Origin of the sequence: Wenzhouxiangella indolica (assembly GCF_042310355.1) — a bacterium.
In the GTDB taxonomy this organism is placed as follows: Bacteria; Pseudomonadota; Gammaproteobacteria; order Xanthomonadales; family Wenzhouxiangellaceae; genus Wenzhouxiangella.
On the sequence record NZ_JBHJMR010000002.1, the window covers coordinates 421,423 to 438,319 of the forward strand.

Below are 16,897 nucleotides of genomic sequence, written 5' to 3' on the forward strand. Positions count from 1 at the left end.
GATACCCGAATCCATGAAGGGGCTTCGCACATTGTGGCTACTGCTGATCCTGTCTCTGTCGGCGACGGCCCTGGCGCAGGAGGAGACCGCTTCGGCGCCTGAAGACGAGGTGGATCGTCTGTCACTCGCTGCCATGTTGATCGGCGACGGCAACTACGAGCGTGCGCGCGTCGTATTGGCCGGTGTCGACGAGCGCGAGAACCCCGAGCTCGACAAGGTCCGGTATCACAGCCTCGACGGCCTGGTCGCCCTCAATCTGGACGAACTCGCCCGGGCGGAGGCCGCCTTCGAGCGTGCGCTGGAGGCCGGCAAGGAACGCGAGGAGCCGCCGCCGGACGTGATCTGGCTATACCTGGCCCAGGCCCGCTTCGGCCAGGAGGACTACCCGGGCACCCTCGAGGCACTCGATGGTGCCAGCACCGAGACGACCGAGCTGGCCTCGGTCTACCAGATGCGCGCACGCTCGCACTGGCAGATGGGTGATCTCGAGTCGGCCTGGCAAGTATTTTCGAAGGGCGCGGCGCGCTTCCCGGACCGGGCCGGAGACTTCACGCGCCAGCAGGTCTTTTTGCTGGTGGAGCGAGGGCTCTATCAGGAAGCGGCCGCCCTCGGGCAGCGCTTCCTGGCCGAGGGGGAGGCGACGGTCGACGACGCTGTGACCATCGGCAATGCGCTGCGCGAGGCCGGGCAGACAGACAAGGCGCTTCGGATTCTCGAGGCTGCCCGCCTGGAAGACGGCGACAACATCCGACTGGCTCGCGTACTGGCGCAGACCTGGCTGGATCGGGATCACGTCCTGCCGGCGGCCAACATCCTTCACGATGCCGCGCGCCTGGATCCGGCGCTGATGTCCGAGGCAGCCGAGCTCTATCGCCGCGCCGGCTGGCTGATGCAGGCGCTCACGCTCAACGCCCGGGTCATCGATCAGGCGAAAAAACTCAAGCAGCGCCTGGCCATCTTCATCGAGCTGGGGCGCTTCGACCAGGCCGCCGGCATGGAGTCGGACCTGGTCCGAACCGGGTTGCTCAATGATGAAAACATTCGCTATGCGCTGGCCTATGCGCTGTTCAAGACCGGCCGCTACGAGCAGGCCGAGACCCACCTGAGCCTGCTGACGCAGAACGAGCTTTTCCGCAAGGCCAACGAGCTACGGCGAGCCATGGAACAGTGCCGCGACGAGCCGTGGCTGTGCGGCTGATACGCAAATGATTTCGAGGTTATTGATGATGACGCCTGGGCGATTCAAGGCTGCCCGTCTTGCGGTGCTGCTGATCCTGTTCGTCGCGACATCCGCCGTGGCCCAGGACGATACGGCGGCCGATATCAGTGTGCTCGTGTTCGCCGACGGCCGGCCGGTGCCCGGGCTTCGCATCGAAATCGGCGAGCAGTTTGGCCTGACTGACAGTGACGGTGCCTGGCGCGGCCAGGTCGAACCCGGCCGCACACGCCTGGCCGTTTACGAATACGCCCTGGCCCTGGCTGCCCTGCCGCTGGAAGTGCACGAGGGCGAAGTCGCCCGGTACATCATCACCCTGACCGGCCCCGATCGCCGGGCCCAGGTCAGCATCGAGAGTTCCCACGAGGAAGGACAGCAGGCGCCGCGGCGCGGAACGCCGGAAGCGCCGTCGGGCGAGCAGGGCAGCGGTCTGCTCGTCGGTCGCGTCGTCTCGACCGAAGACGGCTCGCCGGTGACCGGCGCACGGGTGTTCGTCAGCGGAACCCCGGTCGAGGCCCGCACCGACGAGGACGGTCAGTTCAGCGTTGAAGTGCCCACCGGCGAATACGCCGTGTCCGTTCTGCACAGCGAGTTCGCCACGCGCACGGTCGACGGCGTTGCCATACGCGATGACGACGAGACCCGGCGCGACTTCGAATTGCCGCCGTCCGGTCTTGAACTGGCCGAGTACGTGGTGGTCGAGCCCTACATCGAGGGCAGCGTAACCTCGGTAATTGCGGAACAGCGCGAAACCTCGGGGGTTTCCAATATCATCGGCACCGAGCAGTTCTCGCGCGCCGGTGACGGTGATGCAGGCAGCGCGTTGGCCCGCGTGACGGGCCTGACCCTGGTCGGCGGGGAGTTCATCTTCATTCGCGGTCTCGGCGAGCGCTACTCGAGCACCCTGCTCAACGGCGCCAACGTGCCCAGCCCCGACCCCACGCGCAAGGTCGTTCCGCTCGACCTGTTTCCGACCGGCGTGATCGAATCGATCCGCGTCCAGAAGAGTTATTCGCCGGATCTGCCCGGGGATTTCGGCGGGGGTGTTGTCGAGATTCGCACCCGCGGCATCCCCGAAGAGGATTTCCTGAAGATGAGCCTGTCGCTCGGCGGTCGGGACGGCACGACCTTCGAGGACGGCTTGACCTACGAAGGCGGCGGCCGCGACTTCCTGGGCATGGACGACGGAACACGTGAGCTACCGTCGGTGCTCGCCGAGGCCCTGGACGACGGGGGGTCGCTGGCTGCTGCAGGGCCATTCAATCCTGACGGACTGCCGCCTGAAGAGCTCGAAAGGCTCGGCGAGTCCTTCCCGGTCATCTACGAAGCGGACCGCGAGGAGGTCCGGCCGGACCTGGGGGTGTCGGTCGAAGGCGGCAAGTTGTTCGAGTTCAACGACGACTGGACGGCGGGCATCACCACCGCGGTGATGTGGTCGGATTCCTACCAGTCGCGCACCGAAGAACGTCGTAGCTTCATTCCTCTGGGTGACGGCAGCCTGCGATCCAATGACGACTACGAGATCGAGCGTTCCACCCGGGACATCGAACTCAGCGGTTTCCTCACCGCCGGCCTCGAATACGCCGATAACCACCGCATCGACCTGACCTCCATGCTCCTCAGGCAGACCCAGGACGAAACCTCCATCCAGGAAGGCTTCAACCTTGACGAGGACGGAATCGTTCGGTTTACCGAACTGGAGTGGGAAGAGCGTGATCTGCTTTCCCACCAGCTGCGCGGGGAACACACGTTCGGGTTTCTTGGCGACACCCTGCTGGAGTGGGATTACGCCGATTCGCGCGCACGCCGTGACGTGCCCGATCAGCGCCGCTATCGATACGATCCGGACAACGAATCCGATTTCATCTTTTCGCGTCGTTCCGACAATCTCGTTCGGCGCTTCTCCAAGCTAAAGGACGAGGCGACCGATTACGGTATCGACCTGAACGTGCCGTTCGGCTTCGACTGGCTGACGGGCAACGTCAGTTTCGGCGCTCGGCGCCTGGACAAGTCGCGCGACTCCAGCATCCGACGCTTCCAGTTCGATGGCACGAGCCGTCTGCCTTTCGATATACGCCGAGACGAGAACCCCGAAGCGTTCCTGAACCCGGAGTTCATCGGTCCGAACGGCCTGGTGATCAAGGACGCCACGCGCGAGACGGACAACTACACGGCATTGCTCGAAGTCGATGCCCGTTACGCCAATCTCGACATGACCTTCTTCGAACGCCTGCGCCTGACCGGCGGCGTTCGCGTCGAGGACTGGGAGCAGAGCGCGACGACGTTCGAGTTACTCAATCCGAATGCGACCCCGGTTGTTGCCGAGCTTTCCGATGAAGACCGGCTTCCGGCATTTTCGGCGACCTGGTACATGACCGAGAACCAGCAGATTCGTGCCAGCTATGCCGAAACGATCGTGCGTCCGGACTTCAAGGAGCTCTCGCCGGCCCCGTTCACCGACCCGGTACTCAACCGCGAGGTGGTCGGCAACGCGAATCTGGTGCCGTCGCAAGTCGAACACATGGATGTGCGCTGGGAATACTATCCCGAGCCTTCAGAGTTGATTTCGCTCGGGTTCTTCTACAAGTCCATCCTCGACCCGATCGAAGTGACCGTCGAAGCCGGGGTCGAACAACGCCTGACCTTTGCCAATGCCGACGAGGCCGATAACTTCGGCGCGGAACTGGAGTGGCGAAAGAGTCTCGGCTTTTTTGGCGACTTTCTCGGCAAGGAAGCGGTCTGGGACAGGCTCTACGTTGCGGGGAACTACTCCTGGATCGAGTCCGAGATATTCATCGAGGATCTCGGCATCCTGACCAACGCAACCCGCCCCTTGCAGGGCCAGTCGCCCTATGTGGCCAACTTCCAGATCGGCTATGACGACGAGGAACGGGACTTGTCCGCCACCCTACTGTTCAACACCGTGGGCGAGCGCATTGTCGAAGTCGGCGTGCTCGGTGCCCCGGACAAGTACGAGCAGCCGGCGCCCGAACTCGACCTGGTGCTTCGATGGCGCTGGCTCGACCTGTTCGACTTCAAGGCGGAGTTCGGCAACCTGCTCGATTCCGAGTTCGAAGTGCGACAGGGCGAAGAAATCACGCAACGCTACAAGCGCGGCCGGGAGTTCAGCCTGGGAGCGAGCTGGGAGTTCTGATCCCTGTCAAGAATCGGTCATGTTCGAGTCATGGGACTGACACCGACGATCAATACGATGAGCACGATGACGGTAGTTCATCGTCCTTCACTCGCTAAACGAAAGCAGAGGAAACAAGCATGCTCAAGAATATGAAGCGCAACTTGCTGGCGCTGGCGGCCGGATCCATGGTGATCGGCTCGGCCAACGCCTTTGTTGTCAACGAACAGTTCACCGGTAACTACAACGAAGCGGGCAAAGACGGTCGCGGCCTGATCCTGGACATCATCGACGGCGGTGAGCAGGAATTCGGCAACGGCGTCGTTGCCCAGTGGTTCACCTTCCGCGACGGCGCACCGCTGTGGCTGGTTGCCTCCGGCTCGATCGACCAGAACACCAACACGGCCGAACTGCAATTCCTGGAAGTCGAAGGCGGAACCTTCGGTCCCGACTTCGTCAGTGACGACGCCTCGAACATTTCCTGGGGCACGGGCACGCTCACCTTCAACAGCTGCAATTCCGTTTCCCTGGACTACAACGGCAACGACGGCACGGGTTCGCTCGACCTTCAGCCGGTCATTCAGGGCGGCGACTGTGTCGTTGAGCAGGAATTCTCGAGCTGCCCGAGCTTTGCTTCGGCCGGTCCGCTGGAAGGCAGCTGCATCGTCGGCGGTGAAGTCAACAACGACATCATGCTGAGCAACGAGATCACCTGGCTGATCCAGGGCCAGCTGGTCATCAACGACGGTGCTTCGCTCACCATCCAGCCCAACGCCGAACTCATCGGGGGCACGCTCGGCGACACCGACACCCTGATCGTCAAGCAGGGCGGTCAGGTCTTCGCCGAAGGCACGGCCAACAACCCGATCATCATGCGCGGCCCGGATGCCGCCACGCGCGCCGAATGGGGCGGTGTGGTCATCAACGGCTTCGCCCCGATCAACGGTTGCTCGGAAGGCACCGATCCCTGCACCGCGCAGGGCGAAGGCAACTCCGGCACCTACGGCGGCAACGACCCGCACGACAACAGTGGCGTGATGCGCTACGTCGTGGTTTCGAACGCCGGCCGTCAGTTCAGCGAAGAGAACGAGCTCAACGGTATCGCTTTCCAGGGCGTCGGTGACGGCACCACGGTCGAGTACATCCAGGTTCACCTGAACGAAGATGACGGCGTCGAGTTCTTCGGCGGCACGGTCAACGCCAGGTACCTGGTCCTGACCGGCATCGGCGACGACAGCCTCGACTGGACGCAGGGCTGGCAGGGCAAGGCCCAGTACGTCCTGGCCAAGGACTACATCGACAACGGCGACCAGGGCATCGAAGCCGACAACAACGGCGACGCCAACGACTCCGAGCCGCGCGCCAAGCCGATGCTGGCCAACATGACCTACATCGGGCAGTCCAACACCGATATCGGCATCCTGCTGCGTGAAGGCACCGGCGCCAACATCGCCAACACCGTCGTGACCGGCTTCGGCGAGTTCTGCCTCGACATCGACAACGAGTCGACCTTCCAGAACGAAGAGAACCTGACCATCGAAAACAGCGTTGTCGGCGGCTGCGGTGCCACCTTCAGCGAAGATGGCGAAGACCTGTTCAGCGTCGCAGACTGGTTCTTCAGCTTCCCGGGCAACGTCGAAGCCGACCCGAACCTGAACAACTACGTCCCGAACGCCAGCTCGCCGGCGATCGGCATCGGCGCGGTTCCGTTCGAAGACGACTTCTTCGACAACGTCGACTACGCCGGCGCGATTCGCAGTGCCGACGCTGACTGGACCAAGGGCTGGACGGTCGGTCTCGACCGCAACGCTCCGCTGGGCCAGTAAGAAAAAGCTTCAAGCTTCACAGACAGACCCATTGCAGCACCTTTCGGCCCCGCTTCGGCGGGGCCTTCTTTTTAGGGGATATTGGCAACTCGTAGCGGGCGGGTGAGGTGGACTATCAGCTCATCCAGCGGGGCAGGATGACCGACCAGGTAGCCCTGCATGAGATCGAAACCGACCGACTTCAGGCAGCCTTGTACCGACTCGGTCTCCACGCACTCGGCCACCGTGATCTTGCCCATCGACTGACCGAGTCGATTGATCTCGGCGATGAACTCCAACGCCGACGGATCCCGGTCGATATCCCGGACGAAGCTGCCGTCGACCTTGAGATAGTCCACCGGCAACTGGCGCAGGTAGTTCATCGAGGACACGCCGGTACCGAAGTCATCGAGCGCGATGCGGCAGCCGCCCCGGTTGAGGCGCTGGAATAGCCGGCTGACCTGCTCGAGGTTGCTGATCAGGGCGGTTTCCGTTACTTCCAGGCACAGTCGCGGCAGCAGTCCGACGTGGCGCCTCAAGATCCGATCGAGAAAGTCCAGGAAGCGCTGATCGCCCAGGCTGCGGCCCGACAGGTTGATATTGACGCGATCGAGTCGATCGATGCTGTCGCGGTGAGCCGTCATCCACTCCAGTGTCGTCGAGACAACCCAGCGATCGATCTGTGTCGTCATGAAATAACGCTCGGCCGCCGGCATGAACTCGGCGGCCGTGATCGGCGCTTCACCGTCCACCTCGGGCAGCATCCGCACGAGAATTTCGACCGCCACGGTTCGAAAGGGCGGTCCGGAAGTCGGTGAAATGGGCTGCCAGTAGAGCGTCATGCGATCCTCGGCAAGCGCCTGCTGGATGCGGGCGACCCAACCCAGCTCGCCGAACTTCTCGGCCAGGCGCGCGTCGTCCGGTTGCCAGACATGCACCCGGTTGCCACCATCGTCCTTGGCGGCCAGGCAGGCACAGTCGGCGCGTCGCAGGATGCGCGCGATGCCGCCGTCACGATGATCGAAGCTGACCACGCCCACGCTGAGCGTCAGCGAGCCCGCGCCGCGCTGCGGCGCCAGCGGATTCTCGTCGAGGCTGTCGAGCAGTTCACGACCGAGTTCCGCGGCCCTTGCTTCATCCGTTTCAGGCATCAAGACGGCGTACTCGTCGGCGCCCTGACGGGCGATCAGGGCATCGGCCGGAAACAGCTCCTGCAGCCTGGTACCCAGCGAGCGCAGCAGGCGATCGGCCGCGGCATGGCCGACCGTCTCGTTGATGACGCGGAACTGATCGACATTGATCTCGAGCAGGCTGTGACGCTTGTCGCTGTCGACTTCGCACAACTTGTCCAGGCGCTGTTCGAGGGCGTGCCGCGACAGCAATCCGGTCAGCGCGTCGTGCTCGCGTAGATAGGCGATCTGCTGTTGGGCCTGGCGCATGTCACGCCGGTACGCCAGCAACTTCCACAGCAACCAGGCGAAAACGGCGAGCACGACCACCGCGATGATGGCTGAGATCGCCACGCCGTAGCCGCCGGGTTCTCTTTCGTTGCCGTCGAGCGGCTGGAGCCAGCGTGCATAGATTCGGTCGAACGCGCCGCTGGCCATCACGCGCTCGAGACCGACGTTGATCTGCGCCAGGAGGGCCTGGTTACCCTCCCGGACCGCCAGCGCGTACTCCACCGGCAGGACGGGCGGGCCGGAAACGGTCAGGTTGTCGAGTCGGTTCTCACGCATCGTGTGGCGACTGCGATGCTCGGTCAGCAGGGCAGCGTCGTGCCCGCCGCGGGACAGGAGCGCCAGGCCCTCGCTATCGGAGTCGACCAGCGTCAGAGCCATCTCCTGGTCGGACTGGCGCAGGAATTCGTGGCTCCAGGCTTCGCGCTGGACGATCACCGAACGGCCGGCCAGGTCTTCGATTCGGTTGATGGGTTCCGCGCCGGCCGGGATGAAGATGCGGTGATGCACGATGACGTGCGGGCGGGCGAAGTCGACGCTCGCTTCGCGCCGATCGGAGACGAACATACCCAGCACGTCGATCTCGCCGGATTGCAGCGCCTGGCGCATCGTTTCCCAGGAGCCCAGCCGGAATTCGACCTCGCTGTCGGTCGCCTTGCCGATGGCGCGCATCAAGTCGATGTTGAAGCCGACCGGTTCGCCGTCGGCGTTCAGTGTCTCGTAGGGCTCATAGCCATCCTCGCCCCCCACGACGATGGTGTCGGCCGCCGGCGCGTATCCCGCTGCGCCGAGCCAGATCGCAATGATTGAAGCCCGCGCCATGCGGGTGAATGCTGGCAGCAACACCAACCCTCCCTGGGTCGCCTGCCGTCAGACTAACCCGGATCGCGGGCGACCGCCAGCAGCGGGCTTCAGCTCGCGACGTGATCCGGCCCGAAGGAATCGGGAAGCAACTGATCGAGGCTTCGGACCAGCAGGACGCGACCGCCATCGCCGACGGCCAGGCACTGCGTACTGCCGCGGCCGAACTCGCGGATGCGCTGCCGGCAATCGCCGCAGGGCGGACAGGGTCGGTCGCTCGGTCCGAGCACCCACAGGCGTGCGATCGTCGTCTCGCCGGCGGCGATCATGGCCGAAATCGCCGAGGCCTCGGCGCAGATGCTCTTGAAATGCGCGACTTCGACATTGCTGCCGCCAAATTGCCGCCCGGACGTCGTCTCCAGCACGACGGCCACCGGGTGGCGGGAGTAGGGGGCGTAGGCGCAGTCGCGCAATCGGCGAAGTTCGGTGAGCAGCTCAGGGCCGATGCTGTCGGTCATGCGGATTCTCCGCTGGCGTGTTTGGGGGGAAGGAAGCTCAGGCCGTCTTCGAAGGCCGGCAGACCGAAGAACGCCGCCAGGCTCTGGCCGATATCGGCAAAGCTCTCGCGCGCTCCCAGCTCGCCGGCCGCGAGTCCGCCGCCGAGCACCAGGATCGGCACGTGCTCGCGCGTATGGTCGCTGCCCCGGAAGGTGGGATCACAGCCGTGGTCGGCCGTCAGGATAATCAGATCATTATCCGCAAGCTTTTCAATGAGACAAGGAAGTTTCTTGTCAAACTGCTCGAGGGCCTGGGCATAGCCCTCCGGGTCGCGCCGGTGGCCGTGAACCATGTCGAAATCGACCAGGTTGGTCATGACCAGGCTGCGTTCGCTCGCCGTGTCCATGGCGACCAGGGTGGCATTGACGAGCGCGTCGTTGCCGTCGGCCTTGATCGACTGGCTGATGCCGCGATGAGCATAGATATCGGCGATCTTGCCGATCGCGACGACCTCGCCGCCGTCGTCGACCAGGCGCTCGAGCAGCGTCGGTTCCGGCGGCGGCACGCTGTAGTCGCGGCGGTTGCCCGTGCGCTTGAAGTCGCCGGCGTGATTGCCGACGAAGGGCCGGGCGATGACCCGGCCGATCGGATGGTCGCCGCAATGGTCGTCGAGCAGCTCGCGCGCGATCTCGCACAGCCGATACAAGCGCTTGCGCCCGAAGAACTGCTCGTGGACGGCGATCTGGAAAACTGAGTCGGCCGAGGTGTAGACGATCGGCTTGCCCGTCTCGATATGCTCGACGCCCAGGCGGCCGATGATCTCGGTGCCCGAAGCCTGGCAGTTGCCGAGCACGCCCGGCAGGTCGGCGCGCTCGATCAGGGCGGCAAGCAGTTCCGGCGGGAAGCTGTTCTCTTTTTCACGAAAATAACCCCACTCGAACCGCACCGGCACGCCGGCGATCTCCCAGTGACCCGAGGGCGTGTCCTTGCCGCTTGAGACTTCCTTCGCATAGCCCCAGGCGCCGTCGACCCGATCGGGCAGGGCAACGCCGGCGGCCAGCCGTCCCGTGCTGGACTGGTGGGCGTGGAACAGGCCCAGGCGCGCCATATTGGGCAGCGCCAGCGGTCGGCCCGCCTGCTGCCGGTACTCGGCGATATGGCCCAGGGTGTCGGCACCGGCATCGCCGAAACGGTCCGCGTCGGCGGCCGCGCCGATGCCGAAGGAGTCGAGCACGATGACAACAGCGCGCGGCATGTCATTGAACTCCGGGCGTCAGTCGTTGCGTGATCAGTTCCGGCCTTTCGGGCGGTAGTTCACCGACGCGGCAGGCGCGTCGCAGGGCCTCGGCGGCGCGAGCGGCCTCGTCATCGCTGCGCGCGTGGATTCTTGCGAGGGGACGACTCGGGCCGATCCTGTCGCCGATCTGGACCAGGCCGGTCAGCCCCACGGCCGGGTCGATGCGGTCGTCGGCGCGGCGGCGCCCGCCACCGAGATCGACGACCGCCATGCCGATCGCGCGAACGTCGATCGATTCCACGTAACCGTCGCCATCGGCGAACACATCTTCGACAACCGGGGCCGTCGGCAGATGATTTTCGGAGTGCTCGACGAGATCGGCCGGGCCGCCGAGCGCGCGCACCATGGCGGCGAACTTCTCGGCGGCGCGGCCACTGTCGAGCGCTTTGCCCACCTGTTGCCGCGCCGCATCACGGCCTTCGGCCAGTCCGCCGGCCAGGAGCATCTCGGCCGCCAGCTCGCAGCTGAGCGCCGTCAGGCTATCGCGGCGCGGACGACCCCGAAGGCAGTCCAGGACTTCGGCGATCTCCAGGGCATTGCCGGCGCTGTCGGCCAGCGGCTGGCTCATGTCGCTGAGCAACACGTGGGTGGCAACGCCGGCGCGCGTGCCGACTTCGCTCAACCGGCGCGCCAGGTGACGAGCCTGCTCGTAGTCGGTCATGACCGCGCCGTTGCCGATCTTGACGTCGAGCACGAGCGCGTCGAGGCCTTCGGCCAGCTTCTTCGACAGGATCGAGGCGACGATCAGCGGTATCGACTCGACCGTCGCGGTGACGTCGCGCACCGCATACAGCCGCCGGTCGGCCGGCGCCAGTTCGGCCGTCTGGCCGATGATGGCGCAGCCGGTTTCGCGCACGATGCGGCGAAATTCCGCCGGCGCGGGGGATACGTCATAGCCGGGTATGGCGGCCAGCTTGTCGACCGTGCCGCCGGTGTGTCCCAGGCCGCGCCCGGCGATCATCGGCACGTAGCCGCCGCATGCCGCCACGATGGGAGCGACCAGCAGCGAGGTGACATCGCCGAGGCCGCCAGTGGAATGCTTGTCGAGCACCGGGCCGGGCAGGGCGGGATCGTGCCAGCGCATGACCGTACCCGAATCGCGCATGGCTTCGGTCAGCGCCGCGCACTCGTCGTCCGCCATGCCGTTGAGGAAAACGGCCATGGCAAAGGCCCCGAGCTGCTCGTCGCCGACCGTCCCGTCGGCAATTCCGGTAATGAGCTCTTCGATGGCCGCCCGATCGAGTTCTTCGCCGTCGCGCTTGCGCCGCAGGATCTCGCTAATGGTCATCAGTAGAAATCCGCCTCGGGATCGTTTCGCTCGCTACCGCCGAGCGTGACCAGGAGATCGTCGAGCAGGCCCGATGCGCCGAAGCGGAAGTGACTCGGCGTGATCCAGTCCTCGCCCATGAGCTCCGCGGCCAGGTCGAGATACTCGCGCGCCTGCGCCGTGGTCCGTATGCCACCGGAGACCTTGCAGCCGACGACTTTCTCGCTGTCGCGGATGGACTCGAGCAGGATGCGCGCGGCTTCGGGCGTGGCGTTGACCGGCACCTTGCCGGTGGAGGTCTTGAGGAAATCGCCCCCGGCGTCGATGGCGATTTCAGCGGCCTCCCGGATCAGCGGGGGATCGGCCAGTTCACCGGTTTCCAGGATTACCTTGAGAAGGTGATCACCGCAAGCGTCCCGGGCAGCGGTTACCAGGCTGCGCCCGGCCTTTGCGTCGCCTTGGCGCAGCGACTGCCAGGGAAAGACCAGATCGATCTCGTCGGCCCCCGCCTGGCGGGCGTCCCGAATCTCCGAAACCACCTGGTCGGGCGAGCTCTGGCCTTGCGGAAAATTGACGACGGTGGCAACCCGCACGGGGGCGGCCGGGGTCGCCGCTTCCAACGCCTCTCGAGCGGCGCGGACAAAGCGAGGGTAGACGCAGACCGCCGCCACCGACCCGAACGGTGTTCGGGCACGACGGCACAGGGCCCGGACCGCCGAGTCGTTCTCGTCGGCTTCCAGGCGTGTCAGGTCCATCAGTCGCAGGGCCAGTCGGGCGGCCGATACTGCTGCTTCACTCATGCGCCACAGGATACCGGATGGCGCCTCCGGTAGACGGACAATCAGAAGGCCGGCATGTGCAGCCTCGAGGGCAGATCCGCCGGCGCTACCGACTCGGCCAGTGCCGTGGTCACCGCCCGCAAGGCGGCCAGGCGCGCATGGCGCTTCTCGTTGGCCGCGATCACGGTCCAGGGCGATTCCGCAGTGTCGGTCTTGTCGAACATTTCTTCGGCGGCTTCGATGTAATCGTTCCAGCGCGCCCGGTTACGCCAGTCTTCGTCGGTCATCTTCCAGGCCTTGAACGGATCGGCCAGCCGCCGTTCGAAGCGCGCCAGCTGCTCATCCGCGTCGATCTGGAACCACAGCGAGCGCACGACCACGCCGTCGTCGACCAGCATGCGCTCGAACTCGTTGATCTCCCGGTAGGCGCGCCGCCACTGCGCTTCCGACGCCAGGCCCTCGACGCGCTCGACGAGCACCCGCCCGTACCAGGACCGGTCGAAGATCACCAGCTCGCCGGGCGCGGGCAGCCGGGTCCAGAAACGGTAGAGATAGTGCCGATCCTGTTCCCAGGGCTCGGGCGCGCCGATGCGGTAGACCTTGTAGCTGCGTGGATCGAGCCGCGCCACCATGCGCCGTATGGCACCCCCTTTTCCGGCGGCGTCCATCCCCTCGATGTTGACGATCATGCGCCCGCCGCTGCGCAGCACGGTCTGCTGCAGGGTCAGCAGGTCGAACTGCCACTGCCGGAGCAGCTTCTTGTACTGATCGCGCTCGATCGCAGCGCCGGGGTCGAGCTTGTCCAGTCTCGCCATGCTTGCCTTCAACCAATGAGACCCAAGCGGAGCATATCAGGCCGTGTCGACCTCATCGCGATTCGTCTCCCAGGTGCACGCCGAATTTCGGCAGGACATACCGGTGCAGCACCAGGAGTAGCAGGGTGACACCCAGGGCGACGGCGAATACACCGAGCGCGCCTGACACGTCATGCATCAACTCGGGCGCGATGATCAGAACCAGCGCCAGAGCCAGCATGATGACGCCCCCGACCAGTTTGAGCACACGTCCATGCTTCTCCTCGAAGCGGTCGACGCGCAGGGTGGTCAGCGCAATGATGAAGATCACCAGTTCGATCGCCAGGTAGATGAACAGGTAAAGCAACAGCAAGACTGCGAAGAAGGCCCAGCCGACATCGTGGCTGGCGACGATGCCGCTCCAGATAACGGGGAATCCGGCCGTGCAGGGCAATTCGATCAACGCAACCCCGGCGGCCATCAGCGCGGTTCCCGCGATCAGTGCGGCCGTCGAGCGCCCGTCGGCCAGCAGCCCCCGCATGCGCCGGTAGATCCCCGGCTTGTGCCTTTCGTCGATAGTGAACGAAACGCCACGCTGGAACCAGAAGTAATCCTTGATGTTGACCACCGCGAACACCAGTGCGAACAAGGCGACCACCCAGTGGATCCAGCCGCTCATCAGCATGAAATTGAGTGCCCCGAACACCCCGGCGATGAACAGGCCGTAGATCGTGGCCGTCACCAGCAGGAAGGTCGAACCGACCAGCAAGACTCGCTTGCGCGATCCGGAATGGATAACCAGCGCCAGCAGGATGGTCAGCACCCACAGCGAGCAGGGATTGAATCCGTCGATCAGCGCGATCAGCGCGGTAGAAAGCATGACCGGCTGCAGCATCAGGTCAACGGGACCGACCAGGGGCAGCTCGAGCAGGGCCGGGTCGCGCGCGCTGGTGGTCTGCTCGATTTGCCCTTGGTTTGCGCGCGAATCGGGACAATCGCCTCGCTCCAGGCAGAGCTGTACTCGAGCCGAAATCTGCCGACGGACCAGGTCGCTGTCGCCAACCCATGCGCCGCCCCCGACAAACACCGCCGGAACCGAATCGGCTCCGACGCCGTGAGCCCGGGCGACTTCCTGGAACAGTTTGCGGTTGTCCTCGTTGCGCCGGACCTCGAACGCCTGCACCTCGAGGCCATCGTGGGCCTGGTCAAGGCGCTCGATGAACGGCTTCTGCGCCTGGCAGTGCGGACACGAATCGCTGACGAACACCAGCATGTGGAGGCGCTCGCCATCCGCGCCGACGGCGAGCGCCGAAAGCAGCAGGGTCAAAGCCGACAGGCCGATACGCACTGTGTACACGCTGCAAGTCCAATTGCTTACCTGTCGCTACGTTAGCGGAAATCGAGGCGGCTGGATACATGGCATCCCTTCGAGCCCGCGGCGCGTCCTGTGAGCCGCAAGCGTCCCATCCGCCGGCTCGCGGGCATCTGATCGAAGTCAAAAGATGCACATACACTACGTGGTTAGATTAAGGTTACTGGCACGGTGGCCAGGAGGCTTGGCGGATGAACGACCAGACTGGCGAGATGGAGATTGATTTTGCGTACGACGGGGCATTGCTGGACACCTTGCTGGAGGTCTCCGGACTGCTCGTCGTGGTGCTTGACGAGTCCGGAAATATTCAGCGCTTCAATCGCGCCTGTGAAGAATTGACCGGCTTTCGAGCCGCCGATGTACTGGGGCGGCCCGTTTGGGCCTGCCTGATTCCGGAAGATGAACGCTCGGATGTGCAGGCTGTTTTCTGCCGGGTGCGCGAGAGCGAGCCGAGCAATACCCATATCAACCATTGGCTGACCAAGAACGGCGACAAGCGGTTAATTCAGTGGCGCAATGCCTCACTGCGCGATGACGACGGCGAGCTGTGCGGCCTCGTAGGCACCGGCATCGACATCACCGAACGCGAGCGTGCCCTTCAGGCACGCTGGCATTGGGAGCACGAGCGGCATTACCTGCTCGATGCCCTGCCGATGTTGATCGCACACGTCGACGAAGACTTCCGTATTCGATTCGCCAACGACGGCTACCGTCAGTGGTTCGACCTCGAACCCGGCGGCTTGATCGGTCACGCCATCGCCGATGTCATCGGCGAGGCAGCCTTCGAGCGACTGCAGCCGCACTTCCGGGCAGCCTTGTCGGGGCGCCGGGCCATTTATCACGGAGAGATCGATTACCGGCACGGTCCCCGGCGCTTCATTCACGGCACCTACATTCCGGCCTTCGATGAAACGTCCGGAATCGACGGCTTCTACATCGTTACAGTGGACCTCAGCGAGCAGCAGCGCCTGCGCGAGAAGCTCGTGGAGGAGCGCCTCGAAGCGCAGCGAGAGGCACAGGCACACCTGCTTGAACTCTCTCATGTCACACGCGTGGCAGCGCTCAGCGAGGTGACCGCGGGCCTGGCGCACGAGATCAGCCAGCCGTTGACGGCAATCGCCGCGTCGGCCGAAGCCTGCCTCATGCGGCTATCCCGCGATCCGGGATCTTGCGATGCTCTGCTGCAACCGGCGCTGAAAGAAATTTCCGAGCAAGGAAGGCGCGCGCGCAGCATCATCCAGCAGCTGCGCAGCTTCATGCGCAAGGATCCGGAGGACAGTCGAAGCGGCTGCGACGTGGGTGAACTGCTCGAAGACGTTCTGTGTCTTCTGCGGGCCGATCTCGAAACCGAGTGCATCGCGATCGAGCGCGACCTCGACTCGGACCTTTGTCTGCTGCGGGTCAACCGGGTTCAGGTCGAGCAGGTGCTGTTCAATCTGCTCCGCAATGCCATCGAGGCCCTGGCCGGCGTGCACGGCGACCGTCGTATCGTAATCCGCAGCAGACACCTCCCCGACCTCGGCCGCTGTCGGATCGAAGTGCGGGACTCGGGGCCGGGCCTGGACGAAGCGGTCATCCCGAGGCTGTTCCATCCTTTCTACACCACCAAGACCGAAGGACTGGGGCAGGGGCTTTCAATCTGCCGCTCGATCATCGATCACCACGGCGGTGAACTCGAGGCCGCAAACGCTCCGGAGGGCGGCGCGATCTTCAGCTTTACGCTCCCCCTGGGTGATCACTGCGATGAATGAGGCATGCGACCCCAAGGGAACCGTCTTGATCGTCGACGACGACGGGCCAGTGCGGGAGTCGCTGGCGTTCCTGCTCAGCTCGGCGGGCTTCGCGACGCGTTGCCATGACTGCGGCCAGCACCTGCTCGATTGCGGGCCTCCGGGCGGCCCGGCCTGCCTGGTGCTTGACCTTGAAATGCCCGGCATGAACGGGTGTGAGCTGCAGCAAAGGCTTGCCGATGCCCACTGGGAAATCCCGATCATCTTCCTGACCGGCCGCGGCGATGTCGCCGCGGCCGTCAAGGCCCTGAAGAACGGTGCGGTGGATTTTCTTGAGAAAGACCAGCTTCAGCCGTCCGAGCTGCTGGAAAGGGTCGAGCAGTGCATCAAGCAACACCGAGAAGCGATCACCAAACGGGAATCTCGGCTGAGGCTGCGGCGACGTTTCGATCACCTGACCGGGCGAGAACTCGAGGTGGCGAACCGGGCATCGGCCGGCATGACCAACAAGGTGATCGGGCTGGAACTCGGCATCAGCGAGCGCACGGTCGAGATTCACCGCGGACGTGCCATGAAGAAGTTGGGCTTGCGCACGGCAGCCGATCTGGCCCGCCTGAAATCGCTATTCGACGAGCTCGCCTCGAGGGAAGCAGCTCAATGCCCATTATCGAATCATTGATCCGTATCATCAGGGATTTCCGAATTTCGTGCTCCAATTGAGCCTTGTTCCTGCTGGTGAGACCCACCA

At 64.5% G+C, this 16,897-nt stretch carries 12 protein-coding genes; 5 read left to right on the top strand and 7 right to left on the bottom strand.

Translation table 11 applies throughout. The features are described 5' to 3' along the window. Positions 1-13 precede the first annotated feature (13 nt). From ACDC67_RS04955 to ACDC67_RS04965, 3 genes are all read left to right on the top strand, one after another. Positions 14-1,198 (top strand): tetratricopeptide repeat protein, encoded by a 1,185-nt coding sequence (locus ACDC67_RS04955; RefSeq protein ID WP_376691110.1) that lies wholly within the window; start codon positions 14-16, stop codon positions 1,196-1,198. A 25-nt stretch (positions 1,199-1,223) separates the two neighbouring features. Then, complete coding sequence (locus tag ACDC67_RS04960) at positions 1,224-4,370, top strand: TonB-dependent receptor (RefSeq protein WP_376691111.1); 3,147 nt, start codon at positions 1,224-1,226, stop codon at positions 4,368-4,370. Positions 4,371-4,489: 119 nt separating this feature from the next. Next, positions 4,490-6,175: a hypothetical protein gene (locus tag ACDC67_RS04965; protein WP_376691113.1), complete on the top strand. Its 1,686-nt coding sequence runs from the start codon at positions 4,490-4,492 to the stop codon at positions 6,173-6,175. Between the two features lie 71 nt (positions 6,176-6,246). On the opposite strand, the gene ACDC67_RS04970 is transcribed toward ACDC67_RS04965, so the two are convergent. The 7 genes from ACDC67_RS04970 to ACDC67_RS05000 all read right to left on the bottom strand — a co-directional run bounded on the left by ACDC67_RS04970 (position 6,247) and on the right by ACDC67_RS05000 (position 14,404). After that, entirely contained in the window at positions 6,247-8,457 is a 2,211-nt protein-coding gene (locus ACDC67_RS04970; protein WP_376691115.1) for an EAL domain-containing protein, read from the bottom strand. A 65-nt stretch (positions 8,458-8,522) separates the two neighbouring features. Next, a complete protein-coding gene (locus ACDC67_RS04975; RefSeq protein ID WP_376691117.1) occupies positions 8,523-8,930 on the bottom strand; it encodes a cytidine deaminase in 408 nt (135 codons plus the stop codon). After that, positions 8,927-10,165, bottom strand: coding sequence for a phosphopentomutase (locus ACDC67_RS04980; protein WP_376691119.1), 1,239 nt, complete (start codon positions 10,163-10,165; stop codon positions 8,927-8,929). Before ACDC67_RS04980 ends, ACDC67_RS04975 begins: the two co-directional genes overlap by 4 nt. 1 nt (position 10,166) lies before the next feature. After that, a complete protein-coding gene (gene deoA / locus ACDC67_RS04985; protein WP_376691120.1) occupies positions 10,167-11,495 on the bottom strand; it encodes a thymidine phosphorylase in 1,329 nt (442 codons plus the stop codon). Next, complete coding sequence (deoC, locus tag ACDC67_RS04990) at positions 11,495-12,274, bottom strand: deoxyribose-phosphate aldolase (RefSeq protein WP_376691122.1); 780 nt, start codon at positions 12,272-12,274, stop codon at positions 11,495-11,497. The genes deoA and deoC overlap by 1 nt, the downstream gene beginning before the upstream one ends. A 41-nt stretch (positions 12,275-12,315) precedes the next feature. Then, entirely contained in the window at positions 12,316-13,068 is a 753-nt protein-coding gene (locus tag ACDC67_RS04995) for a polyphosphate kinase 2 family protein (protein ID WP_376691123.1), read from the bottom strand. Positions 13,069-13,120: 52 nt separating this feature from the next. After that, a complete protein-coding gene (locus ACDC67_RS05000; RefSeq protein ID WP_376691125.1) occupies positions 13,121-14,404 on the bottom strand; it encodes a thioredoxin in 1,284 nt (427 codons plus the stop codon). Between the two features lie 206 nt (positions 14,405-14,610). On the opposite strand from ACDC67_RS05000, the gene ACDC67_RS05005 reads away from it, so the two are divergent. Then, positions 14,611-16,170, top strand: coding sequence for a PAS domain-containing sensor histidine kinase (locus tag ACDC67_RS05005; RefSeq protein ID WP_376691127.1), 1,560 nt, complete (start codon positions 14,611-14,613; stop codon positions 16,168-16,170). 25 nt (positions 16,171-16,195) lie between these two features. Next, positions 16,196-16,828, top strand: a complete 633-nt coding sequence (locus tag ACDC67_RS05010) for a response regulator transcription factor (protein WP_376691128.1) — start codon at positions 16,196-16,198, stop codon at positions 16,826-16,828. Positions 16,829-16,897: the final 69 nt, after the last annotated feature.

Bases quoted from the DNA above. Each gene is read 5' to 3' on its own strand.
- ACDC67_RS04960 (WP_376691111.1), top strand. From the start codon at position 1,224: ATGATGACGCCTGGGCGATTCAAGGCTGCCCGTCTTGCGGTGCTGCTG.
- deoC (WP_376691122.1), bottom strand. From the start codon at position 12,274: ATGAGTGAAGCAGCAGTATCGGCCGCCCGACTGGCCCTGCGACTGATG.
- ACDC67_RS04955 (WP_376691110.1), top strand. From the start codon at position 14: ATGAAGGGGCTTCGCACATTGTGGCTACTGCTGATCCTGTCTCTGTCG.
- ACDC67_RS04980 (WP_376691119.1), bottom strand. From the start codon at position 10,165: ATGCCGCGCGCTGTTGTCATCGTGCTCGACTCCTTCGGCATCGGCGCG.
- ACDC67_RS04975 (WP_376691117.1), bottom strand. From the start codon at position 8,930: ATGACCGACAGCATCGGCCCTGAGCTGCTCACCGAACTTCGCCGATTG.
- ACDC67_RS04995 (WP_376691123.1), bottom strand. From the start codon at position 13,068: ATGGCGAGACTGGACAAGCTCGACCCCGGCGCTGCGATCGAGCGCGAT.
- ACDC67_RS04965 (WP_376691113.1), top strand. From the start codon at position 4,490: ATGCTCAAGAATATGAAGCGCAACTTGCTGGCGCTGGCGGCCGGATCC.
- deoA (WP_376691120.1), bottom strand. From the start codon at position 11,495: ATGACCATTAGCGAGATCCTGCGGCGCAAGCGCGACGGCGAAGAACTC.
- ACDC67_RS05005 (WP_376691127.1), top strand. From the start codon at position 14,611: ATGAACGACCAGACTGGCGAGATGGAGATTGATTTTGCGTACGACGGG.